This window comes from Micromonospora sp. NPDC047753 (assembly GCF_040642735.1).
GTDB lineage: Bacteria > Actinomycetota > Actinomycetes > Mycobacteriales > Micromonosporaceae > Micromonospora.
In genome coordinates this window covers 1-11,570 of the sequence record NZ_JBEYSL010000191.1, presented here as the reverse complement: position 1 = coordinate 11,570, position 11,570 = coordinate 1, and the positions used below count along the sequence as shown (strand labels likewise).

Genomic DNA, 11,570 nt, shown 5'->3' with positions numbered 1-11,570 from the left:
TCCTCATCCTGCTGCTGGCCACCGCGACCATTCTGCTGATCCGCAACATGAACGCTCGGCTGCGCCGTCTGCCGGAGCGTTTCCCCACGCAGTCCGGGCCGACCGACCCGAGCAGGGCCGATGCGGCAGTCGTCGATCCGACAGACGGGACCGGGGGGCGTGATTCATCCACGCCCGCTCCCAACGGGCACCAGCAGCACCTGAACGGGTAGTCCGCGCGTGAATCACGCCGAACCGGGTGGTCGCCCCCTGTTGCGACCACCCGGTTTGGCTTAGCCTTCCGCCGGGGGGACCAAAAGTCTCCGAGCCGTGTGCGGGAGGGGGCGCCGATGACCAGCACAGCACCGGCCGCCCACCGCGACGTCGGTCGGTCGGCTGACGGGGGAGGTCGATGACCTCCGGTCCGGCCGACGACCCGTTCGATCGGCTCGGGGTGCGTGGCACACCGGGCCGGGTGCTCGTGCTCACCGCCGCCGTCACGCTGACCGCCCTGGCCGCCGCCGCGGTCGGGCTGACCCTCCCGGTCCGGCTGCCGGCCGACGACCCCCTCGGCGGTCCGGCCCGTTTCGGCATCGCCGTCGCCGTCCTGGCCCTCGCCCAGCTCGCCCGGCTGCGATTCCGTTCGGCCGCCGGCATGGTCAGCATCACCTGGGGCGAGGCGGCCCTGATCGTCTGCCTCTACCTGACTCCAGCCGGCTGGCTCCCGTCCGCCACGCTGCTCGGCACCGGGTTGGCCTGGACGCTGCTGTCACTGCACAGCGACCGCCGTCCGGCCCTGGAGATCGTCCGGATCGCCGCTTCGCTGGCCGCCGCGTCCGCACTGGCCGTCTCCGTGACCACCGCGCTCGGGCGGCCCCTGCTCTCGCCACCCACCCCGATCCTGGCGCTGGCCGTGATCGCCGGTTCGGTGACGTACCTCCTGGTGACCGCCTGGCTGGGCGGCGTGACGCTGGGTCTGCGGCACGGGCTGCCGATCGGGCCGCCGCTGCTCGCCGCACTGCGTGGCAAGCTGCTGATGTTCGTCGGCAACGTGGCGGTCGGCCTCGTGGTGGTCGCCCTTCTGGAACTCGACCCGCGCTGGTTGCTGTTGCTACCGCCGCTGCTGTGGCTGTTGCAGCAGACCTACCGTTACCGGCTGCGCTCCGATCAGGAGCGGCGCACCTGGCGTGCCTTCGCCGAGGCCACCGCGGCCCTCAACCAGCTCGACGAGCGGGGCGTGGCCAGCGCGGCGGTCACCGGGGCGCTGACCCTGTTCAACGCCGAGCTGGTGGACGTCGACGTGGCCCGGGCCGACGGCCGGTGGCACCGCTACCGGGGCGACGCCAGCGGTCAGCTGGTCGACCGGGAGACCAGCCCGCCGGACCAGTCGGAGCCGGACGAGCACGAGCTGAGCCGGGCGCTGTCGGTCGGCGCCACGCCGGTCGGTCGGCTGCGGGTGCGGTTCCCCCGCTCGGCCCCACCCACGGCCCGGGAACGTGACGCGGTGGCCGCGTTCGGCGACGCCCTCGCCGCCGCTCTGCACGACGCCGCGACCCACCACGAGCTGCGGCTGGTGACCGCCCGTTCGTCGTACGAGGCGGTGCACGACCCGCTCACCGGGCTCGCCAACCGGGCGGCGATGCTGAGCAAGGGCGACCAGTCGCTGCGACAGCTCGGCCACGACCACCCGGTGGCGCTGTTGCTGCTGGACATCAACCAGTTCAAGGAAGTCAACGACACCCTCGGTCACGCGGCGGGTGACCAGCTGCTGCGACTGACCGCGAACCGGCTCAACGCGCTGGTCCGCGCCGGTGACCTGCTCGGTCGACTCGGTGGCGACGAGTTCGCCCTGCTGCTCACGGCGGTGCCCGTGCTCGGCGACCGGGCCGCCCCGATGGCCCACGCGCTGCGTCAGGCCCGCGAGATCGCCGAACGGCTGGCCGCACCGACCGAGGTGGCCGGCGTACGGATGTCCATCGAGGTCTCGGTCGGGGTGGTGGTGGCCGCCGCGGGCACCGCGGACCTGACCGAGCTGCTGCGTCGGGCCGACATCGCGATGTACCAGGCCAAGGAGGGCGGTGGCAACGTCGCCGCGTACGACGGCGCACGCGACGCGGCCAGCACCGACCAGCTCGCCCTGCTGGCCGAGCTGCGTGAGGCGTTGACGGTCGACGATCAGCTGGTGCTGGCGTTGCAGCCGGCTGTCGACCTGGCCACGGGTGCGCCCACCGGGGTGGAGGCGCTGATCCGTTGGCAGCACCCCAGGCGTGGGTGGCTGAACCCCGCCGACTTCATCCGGCCGGTGGAGAACAGCGAGCAGCTCGGCGCCTTCACCCGCTACGTGCTGAACAAGGCGCTCAGTGTGGCCGCCGGTTGGGCCCGGGACGGGCTGGACGTGCCGATCTCGGTCAACCTCTCGGCGCGCAGCCTGCTCGATCCCCGGTTGCCGGCGGAGATCGCCGAGGCGTTGCGCCGCCACCAGGTGCCGCCGCACCGGCTCGTGCTGGAAATCACCGAGACGGTGGTGATGAGCGAGCTGGAGGTCATCGACGAGGTGCTGGCGACGCTCCGGTCGATGGGCGTGCAACTCGCTGTCGACGACTTCGGCACCGGCTTCTCGTCACTGACCTTCCTGACCCGGATCGCGGTGGACGAGTTGAAGGTGGACCGTTCCTTCGTCATCCGGATGGCCGACTCGCCGGAGGCCGCCGCGATCGTCCGGACAACCGTCGGCCTCGCTCACGAGTTGGGGTTGCGGGTGGTCGCCGAAGGGGTGGAGACCGCCGAGCAGCGAATGGCCCTGGCCGAGTTGGGCTGCACCTCCGCGCAGGGCTACCACTTCTTCAAACCCATGCCGGCGGACAAGATCGGCGCGGTGCTGGGGTCGCTGCGCGACTCGGCGGAGTCGAACGTGTTCCGGCTCCGCGCCGACGGCGCGTCCTGACCGTCCGGGTGGAGCCCGCGCGGTCCGCCCCCGGGCTGGCTATGGTCGTCAGGTGAACCGACTCGCCGAGGCCACCAGTCCGTACCTGCTCCAGCACGCCGACAACCCGGTCGACTGGTGGCAGTGGTCGGACGAGGCGTTCGCCGAAGCGAAGCGGCGGGACGTTCCGGTGCTCATCTCGGTGGGCTACGCGGCCTGCCACTGGTGCCACGTCATGGCGCACGAGTCGTTCGAGAACGAGCAGGTCGGTGCCCTGATGAACGACAACTTCGTGTCGATCAAGGTGGATCGTGAGGAACGTCCGGACGTGGACGCGGTCTACATGACCGCCACCCAGGCGATGACCGGCCAGGGCGGTTGGCCGATGACCGTCTTCGCCACCCCGGACGGCACCCCGTTCTTCTGCGGCACCTACTTCCCGCGACCCAACTTCGTCCAGTTGCTCCAGTCGGTCGCCACCGCCTGGCGGGAGCAGCGCGAGGCGGTGCTGGGCCAGGGTGCCGCCGTGGTCGAGGCGATCGGCGGCGCGCAGGCCGTGGGCGGCCCCACCGCGCCGCTGGACGCCCCGCTGCTCGACGCGGCGGCCGCGAAGCTTGCCGGCGAGTACGACGCCACGAACGGCGGGTTCGGTGGCGCCCCGAAGTTTCCGCCGCACATGAACCTGCTCTTCCTGCTGCGTCACCACCAGCGCACCGGTGACCCGGGCAGCCTGGAGATCACCCGGCACACGGCCGAGGCGATGGCCCGGGGCGGCCTCTACGACCAGCTCGCGGGCGGCTTCGCCAGGTACTCGGTGGACGCGCACTGGACGGTGCCGCACTTCGAGAAGATGCTCTACGACAACGCGCTGCTGCTGCGGCTCTACACCCAGCTGTGGCGACTCACCGGTGACCCGCTGGCCCGCCGGGTGGCCCGCGACACCGCCCGGTTCCTCGCCGACGAGCTGCACCGGCCCGGGCAGGGGTTCGCATCCGCACTGGACGCCGACACCGAAGGCGTCGAGGGGCTCACCTACGCCTGGACGCCGACGCAGCTCGTGGAGGCGTTGGGCGAGGAGGACGGCCGGTTCGCCGCCGACCTGTTCACCGTCACCGACGACGGCACCTTCGAGAAGGGCATGAGCGTGCTGCGGCTCGCCCGGGACGTGGACGACGCCGCGCCCGAGGTGCGCGCCCGCTGGCAGCAGGTGGTCGGGCGACTCCTCGCCGCCCGGGACACCCGCCCCCAGCCGGCCCTCGACGACAAGGTGGTGGCCGCCTGGAACGGTCTGGCGATCACCGCCATCGCCGAGTTCCAGCAGGTCGCCGCCGTGTACGCGTCCCCGCAGGACGAGGACGCCAACCTGATGGACGGCGTCACCATCGTCGCCGACGGGGCGATGCGCCGGGCCGCCGAGCACCTGGCCGCCGTACACCTGGTGGACGGCCGGCTGCGCCGGGTCTCCCGGGACGGCAAGGTCGGCGAGCCGGCCGGTGTCCTGGAGGACTACGGCTGTGTTGCCGAGGCCTTCTGCGCGCTGCACCAACTCACCGGCGAGGGCCGCTGGCTGACCCTGGCCGGCGAGCTGCTGGACACCGCCCTGGCGCACTTCGCCGCGCCCGGTGGCGCCTTCTACGACACCGCCGACGACGCGGAGCGGCTGGTCGCCCGCCCGGCCGACCCGACCGACAACGCCACCCCGTCCGGCCGGTCGGCGTTGATCGCCGGGCTGGTGGCGTACTCGGCGCTGACCGGGGAGACGCGCTACCGGGAGGCCGCCGAAGCGGCCCTCGGCACTGTCGCGCCGATCGTCGGTAAGCACCCCCGGTTCACCGGGTACGCGGCAACCGTCGGCGAGGCGTTGCTCTCCGGGCCGTACGAGATCGCCGTGGTCACCGACGACCCGGCCGGCGACCCCCTGGTGGCCGCCGCCCGCCGGCACGCGCCGCCCGGAGCGGTGGTCGTCGCCGGGCGTCCGGACCAGCCGGGTGTTCCGCTGCTCGCCGACCGTCCGCTGGTCGAGGGGCGGTCCGCCGCGTACGTCTGCCGGGGTTTCGTCTGCCAGCGGCCGGTCACCTCGGTCGAGGAGCTGGTAGCCGAACTGGGCTGAGCGCACGGCCACGCCCGGTAGTCGCCCGCCCCGCCCGCCGGGTGGTCCCGCCAGCGCTCCCGAGGCGGGTCGCCGGCCCTCCCGGTGGGCCCGTCGACGGCCCGGATAGGCTGGCCGCGCTATGGATTCCCGTACCGGTCTGCCAGTTGTCGGCATGGTGGGTGGCGGCCAGTTGGCCCGAATGACCCACCAGGCCGCGATCGCCCTCGGCCAGTCACTGCGTGTGCTCGCGACCGCCCCTGACGACGGCGCGGCGCTGGTCGCCGCCGACGTCCAGTACGGCGACCACACCGACCTGGCCGCGCTGCGCACCTTCGCCAAGGGCTGCGACGTCGTCACCTTCGACCACGAGCACGTGCCCACCGAGCACATCCGCACGCTGACGGCGGAAGGGGTGCCCCTCTACCCGCCGGCCGACGCGCTGCTGCACGCGCAGGACAAGCAGGTCATGCGGGAACGCCTGACCGAGCTGGGTGCGCCCAACCCGGCCTGGCGGCCGGTTGCCGAGCCCGCCGACCTCGTCGGCTTCGGCGAGCAGGTCGGCTGGCCGGTGGTCCTCAAGGCGGCTCGGGGTGGGTACGACGGCCGGGGCGTCTGGATGGTCGACGACGCCGCCCAGGCCACCGAGTTGGCGACCACGCTGCTCGCTGGCGGCACCCGGCTGATCGTCGAGGAGCGGGTGCCGCTGCGGCGGGAGCTGGCCGTGCAGGTGGCCCGTTCGCCGTTCGGTCAGGTGGCCGCGTACCCCGTGGTCGAGACCGTGCAGCGCGACGGCATCAACGTGGAGGTCCTCGCCCCGGCCCCCGGCCTGGACGAGGAGCTGGCGGTCTCCGCTCAGCAGCTCGCCATCGACCTGGCCACCGCGCTCGGTGTGATCGGCCTGCTGGCCGTGGAGCTGTTCGAGGTGCGCGACGACGCCGGCCGGCCCGCGATCGTGGTCAACGAGCTGGCGATGCGACCGCACAACTCCGGTCACTGGACCATCGAGGGTGCCCGGACTTCGCAGTTCGAGCAGCACCTGCGGGCCGTGCTGGACTACCCGATGGGTGACACCGCGCTGACCGCCCCGGTGGTGGTGTCGGCGAACGTGCTCGGCGGTGAGCCGGGCGGGATGTCGATCGACGAGCGGTTGCACCACCTCTTCGCCGCCGAGCCGGGTGCCAAGGTGCACCTGTACGGCAAGCAGGTGCGACCTGGCCGCAAGATCGGGCACGTCACCGTGCTCGGTGACGACCTGGACGACCTGCGGGCGCGGGCCGCACGCGCCGCGCGCTGGCTGCGCGAGGGCCACGAGTGAGCCACGGTTTCGGGAACGACGAAGGGGCAGCAGTGAGCACCGTTGGCTTGATCATGGGCAGCGACTCGGACTGGCCGACCATGCGGGCCGCGGCCGAGGTGTTGGACGACTTCGGCGTGGCGTACGAGGTCCGGGTGATCTCGGCGCACCGGACTCCGGTCGCGATGATCGAGTACGGGCGCGACGCTGCCGACCGGGGCCTCAAGGTGATCATCGCGGGGGCCGGGGGTGCCGCCGCGCTGCCTGGCATGGTGGCCTCGGTGACGCCACTGCCGGTGATCGGCGTGCCGGTGCCGCTGAAGCACCTCGACGGCATGGACTCGCTGCTGTCCATCGTGCAGATGCCGGCCGGGATCCCGGTCGCCACCGTGTCGATCGGCAACGCCCGCAACGCCGGCCTGCTCGCCGTACGGATCCTCGGTGCCGCCGACGAGGGCCTGCGCGCCAAGATGGCGACCTACCAGCAGGACCTGGAGAAGCTGGTAGCAACAAAGGAAGCCGCCCTCCAAGCAGCCCTGCCCCAGCCCTAACCCCCCACAGCCCCGCCCCAGCCCTCGCGCCGCGACCCCCGCCCCGCCCCGCCCCCGCGATCTTGCACTTGCGGTCGTTGTTCTGCGGCTTATACGCCTTATGCCGCAACAGAAAGTGCAAGATCGCGTAAGGCCCACTCACCCCGCCGTGGCCCTCCGGTTTATCTCATGCCGCGCAGGGCGGTCTGTAGGCGTTCCTGGGCGCGGCGGCGGCGCTCGTTGCTTGCGCCGAGCACCAGCAGCAGGATGCCCACCGGGATCAGCGCCAACCACGGGCCCAGGCTGAACAGGGCGTGGATCGCCGTGATCGCGGTGACCGACGCGCCGACGATCACCGGGGCCTGCTGTCGACTGGACGAGCCGAAGATAAGCACCGCGACCGCGCCGAGCAGCAGGAGCATCTGCCGCACCGTGCTGGACTCGGTGGCCAGCACGATCGCCAGCGTCGGCACGAAGGCCGCTACCAGCGCCGGGCCGTACGCCACCCAACTGCTCATGTCGGGCCGGTGGCGCAGCTCCAGGACGCCGACGAGGAGGGCCAGCACGGCGAACGGCAGCGTGTACGCCTCGGGCAGCGCCACGTCGGCGACTCGCATCAGGATCCACCACGCGGTGATCTCACAGACCACCACCGCCCAGAACAGGATCCGGCGTTCCACCGGTCGGCGACCGGGTCGGGTCGCCGCCACCCCGAGGACAGCGCCCCAGGCGGCCAGCAGGGCGGCGATGTGGCGGGGCGAGTCGAAGGCGAGGGCCAACGCGATCAGCGCGGCAGCGTACCCGGTCCACTCCACAGTGGAGGCCTCCCGCTGCGCCTCGGGGCGGCGCAAGCGGGGCACTGTCGCGGCGAGCACCTGTAGGACCGCGCCGACGGCGAGCACTCCGAACGCCGACCAGACCGCCGCCAGCCCGGCGACCAGGCCGACGGTGAGCACGAAGAGCTGCGCCATGAGTGAGGCGAAGAGCCAGCCGAGGATGCGCGCCCGCTGGGTGGTGCCGAACAGCGCGGCCACCGCGCCCACCCCGACCGCGCTGCCCAGTGTGAACAGGGTCATCTGCCGGTCGGCCAGGCTGCCGGCGAGCCCGGCGCTGCCACCGGCCAGACCGATGGCGAACACCAGCACCCGGGCCAGCCGCAGCGAGCGTGCCCGCTCGACCAGCGCCGGCGGTGGGGTCAGTGCGAGACCGAGCATCGCGATGGTGAAGACGGAGAGCGCGGCGACGGTGCTGGCGGGCCAGCCCTGGCCCAGCGCGATGGGTGCGATCAGCAGCGTGACGGCCGCCCCGGGCAGCACCACTGGCACGGCCCGGGAACGCCGCCCGCCGCTGAACCCGGTGGCGGCCAGCGCGGCGGTCGCGGTGAGCAGCAGCGCCGTCAGCACGTGGGTCGGGTTGACCACGTCCGGTGGAGGGGTGAGCAGCTCCGGCGGCGGGCCCTGCCAGATCCGGGTGAGTGTGCGGTGCGGCTCGACCAGGGCGGTGACCAGCGCGGGTGCTATCGAGGCGAGCGCCAGGGCGGTCGGCAGCGCCGCCGCGGCCAACGCACCCGCGGCCGGGTTGACCCGCCACCGCCGTCGTTCCGCGTCGTCCGGCAGCCGCCGCAGGGCCCCGTCGAGTCGGACCGCCCAGCGCCGGACCGGCTGGGCCGCGCCGGTGGGCGGCACGGTGGCCGCGCGGATCAGTTCGGCCAGTACGCCGAGCAGGGCGGCGGCGGCCGCGTAGACGCCGGCGGCGAGGCCGGTGGGGATGGCGGCGAGGGCGCTGATGGTGGCCCCGCCGACGACCGCCACGCTGACCCAGGGCAGATATTGCGGCACCAGTCGGCGGACCGCTGCCACGGCGGCCAGGCCGAGGCTGGTCGCGGCCAGCGCGGCGGTCAGCACCACCTGCGCCGAGTGGTCGAACTCGGCGGACAGTGCCGCCACCGCACCCGGGAGGGCCAGCAGAGCGGCACCGATCGCCGCGCCGCCGATCTGCGCCAGGTGCGGCGGCATGCCCTCGGTGTCGATGTCGGCGACCTGTGGACCGGCGAGGACGCGGGCCAGCGTGGCCACCACCACGCCGATCAGCGCGATGCTGCCCAGCGCCAGGGCCGTGGTCCACGGGCGGACCAGCCCGGCTCCGGCAGCGTGCAGCGCGACGACCCCGGCCACAGTGGCCCGGGACAGCCCGGCGCGCGCCTCCTCCGTGGCCACCGCGGCCACGCCGAACACGGTGGCGACCATTCCGCCGACCAGGACCGGTGACCACCAGGCCAGATCGAATGCGGCCGGTGCGCCGATCGTGGCGAGTACCACCGCCACACCGGACACGTCCCAGCGCCACGGCGGCGGGAGCAGGATGCCGGCGGCGAGGGCCAGCAGTGCCAGCGCGACCGGCGCCTGCCAGGTGGCACCGCCGACGGGGGCGGCCGGCCAGTCGCTCAGGTCGCCCCTCCAGATCGGGCCGGGGGTGGCCAGCACGCCGACCCCGCCGCGCACCGCCGTCCAGCCGGCGAGGACGCCGATCAGGACGCCGCCGACGGTGAGGCCGAGGATCGGACCGCGTCGCCACTCCTCCGGCATGCTGCGGGCGGCCACGGCGACCACCAGGAGCAGGGCGGCGGCCACCGCCAGCTGCCCGCCGGGGGCGAGCACCGCCCCGATCCGTACCAGCGTGGCGATCAGGGCGGTGGTGACCGCAGCGGCGGCCAGGTCCGAGCCGTCGAGGGTGAGGTCGGCGCGACGGCCGGCGTCGATGGAGGGGGCCAGGAAGAGCAGCACCGCCGCGACCAGCAGGAGCGCGCCCACCCAGGCGTCGGCGACGGTTGCGCCGGGCGCCCCGAACGCGGCGGCGGTGACCATCAGCGCGCCCAACCCGGTGCCGACCGACAGCGGAACGGGGATGTGGCGCTGGGAGACCTGCACGACGGCCGCGTAGCCCAGTGTCACGCAGACCGCCAGGAAGCTGGCCGCCAGGATCGGAACGGTCACCTCGCGCAGGCTCGCCGGGGTGAGGAGCGGGTCGTTCGGCATGGTCGCGGCCACGAACGCCGCCACCGCCCCGGGCAGCGCGAACGCGGCCCCACCGGCGGCCCAGGCGGTGACCGTCTCGGAGGCGGCCGAGGCGATCCGGATCCGGGGCGCCAGCGTGACCAGCGTGCCGGCCGCGAACAGGGTGATCAGGACCGCGGCGGTGAGGGTGGGGCTGGCCAGGCTGGCACCCGCGCCGAACAGGCCGACCACGGCCGCCCCGATGGCGTGCGCCACAGCGGCTCGGTCGGTGCGGGCGGACAGCCCGATGACCCCGATGCCGATCGCGGTGATCACCATTGGCCAGGGGGCCGTCGCCCAGCCGAGACCGAACGAGGCCGGAACGGCGAGCGCGGTGAGCGCCGCGCCGGCGACCGCGAACTCCCGGCGGATCTCGGTGGGCAGGGCCAGCACCGCCGCGATGGTGAGCAGGAACGCGGCACCCGCGAGCTGCCAGGTCGTCGGCCCGACGGCGGCGGCCAGCTCGCCCGGGTATCGGCTGAGGTCGGGGTTCCAGGCGGGCAGTGCCGCCCGGACCGGTGCCACCCCGGCGCGTAGCGCGCCGCCGGCGACCACCAGACCACTGACGGTCAGCGCCACCGCTGAGGCCAACTGTGGGCCACGTCGGGCCGCTTCCGGGACTGCGCGCACCGCCAGCCCGGTCACGGTGATGACCGCCGCGATCAGCAGCAGCGCCCGGCCAGGGAGTGCCACCGAGGCGATCCGGCTGAGCGAGCCGATCACCGCCAGGGTGAGGATGCCGGCCGCGACGTCCGGCAGCGGCGGGCGCCGCAGCACCAACGCGCCGGCCAGCCCGATCACGGCGGCGAGCAGCAGCACCACCCCGGCGCCGGTAGCGGTCGGCACGGTCTGTGCCCGCAGCAGGGCGGTGACCGCGTACGCCAGCGAGACGGCGACCGCCAGGGCGTGCAGCAACCAGGTCAGCTCACGCAGGCCGGGCACCGGCCTGGTGGGCTGCGGGTCAGTCGCGCCGCCGCTGGCGTCGATCAGCTCGGCGGCCTCCTCCGGGTCGCCCTCCGGCCGGCTCTCGGCGTCTCGTTGGCGGGGCGCGGGCGGCGTGCCCGGCGATGGCAGGTCCTGCCGGACCTGGCGTTCGACGGTCACGCCGGAGCGGGCCAGGCCGAGGTTGACGAGGGCGACCAGGGCCAGCACCAGCGCCCAGCCGCCCGGGCCGGTGATCTGGTCGTACGCCAGCAGCGGCAGCACCGGCTGGGCGGCGAGCACGGTGGCGAAGCGGGGCGCGCGCAGACCGGTCCAACCGGCGTACCCGAAAGCGACGGCGGCGGTGACCGCGAAGATCACCCCGGCGAAGACCGTGCCGGAGCCGCCGCCGACGCCGATCCGGTCCACCGCCCAGAGGGCGTTGCCGGCGAGCGGCACCAGCAGCAGGCCGACCGCGGCGATGGTCTCGGCGGTCGAGGTGAGCCCGCGCCGGGCCAGTGCCGGCGGGGCGAGCAGCATCAGCACGGTGGCCAGGAGCAGGATGCCGAGCCGGGCCAGCGCGTCCATCGAGCTGGTGGCCACCGCGGCGAAGACCACGGCGGCGACGCCGAGGAGCAGCGCGCCCAGCCCCAGCGGGATGTTCTGCACCTCGCGCGAGGACGCCTCCGGCGGGTGCTCCGGGTCGTCCACGTCCAGCCAGGCGGCCCGGGGCGGGGGCGGCGGCGGGTCCTCCGGGGCGGCGGTCGGCTCGGTCGAC

6 protein-coding genes are annotated in these 11,570 nt (G+C 74.0%); 5 read left to right on the top strand and 1 reads right to left on the bottom strand.

Annotation, left to right across the window (positions count from 1 at the left end):
- The 5 genes from ABZ749_RS17690 to purE form a co-directional block, all read left to right on the top strand.
- On the top strand, positions 1-212 hold a 212-nt coding region (locus tag ABZ749_RS17690), incomplete at its 5' end, for a hypothetical protein (RefSeq protein ID WP_357228943.1).
- 179 nt (positions 213-391) lie between these two features.
- The gene (locus ABZ749_RS17685) at positions 392-2,923 is read left to right on the top strand and encodes a bifunctional diguanylate cyclase/phosphodiesterase (protein WP_357228940.1); all 2,532 of its coding nucleotides are present in this window, start codon (positions 392-394) and stop codon (positions 2,921-2,923) included.
- 52 nt (positions 2,924-2,975) lie between these two features.
- Entirely contained in the window at positions 2,976-5,012 is a 2,037-nt protein-coding gene (locus ABZ749_RS17680) for a thioredoxin domain-containing protein (protein WP_357228938.1), read from the top strand.
- A 121-nt stretch (positions 5,013-5,133) separates the two neighbouring features.
- Positions 5,134-6,309: a 5-(carboxyamino)imidazole ribonucleotide synthase gene (locus ABZ749_RS17675; RefSeq protein WP_357228934.1), complete on the top strand. Its 1,176-nt coding sequence runs from the start codon at positions 5,134-5,136 to the stop codon at positions 6,307-6,309.
- A gap of 32 nt (positions 6,310-6,341) precedes the next feature.
- Positions 6,342-6,839, top strand: a complete 498-nt coding sequence (purE, locus tag ABZ749_RS17670; RefSeq protein WP_357228931.1) for a 5-(carboxyamino)imidazole ribonucleotide mutase — start codon at positions 6,342-6,344, stop codon at positions 6,837-6,839.
- Positions 6,840-7,000: 161 nt separating this feature from the next.
- Here the strand turns inward: purE and ABZ749_RS17665 are convergent.
- The coding region (locus ABZ749_RS17665) for a permease (protein WP_357228929.1) at positions 7,001-11,570 on the bottom strand (4,570 nt) is incomplete at its 5' end.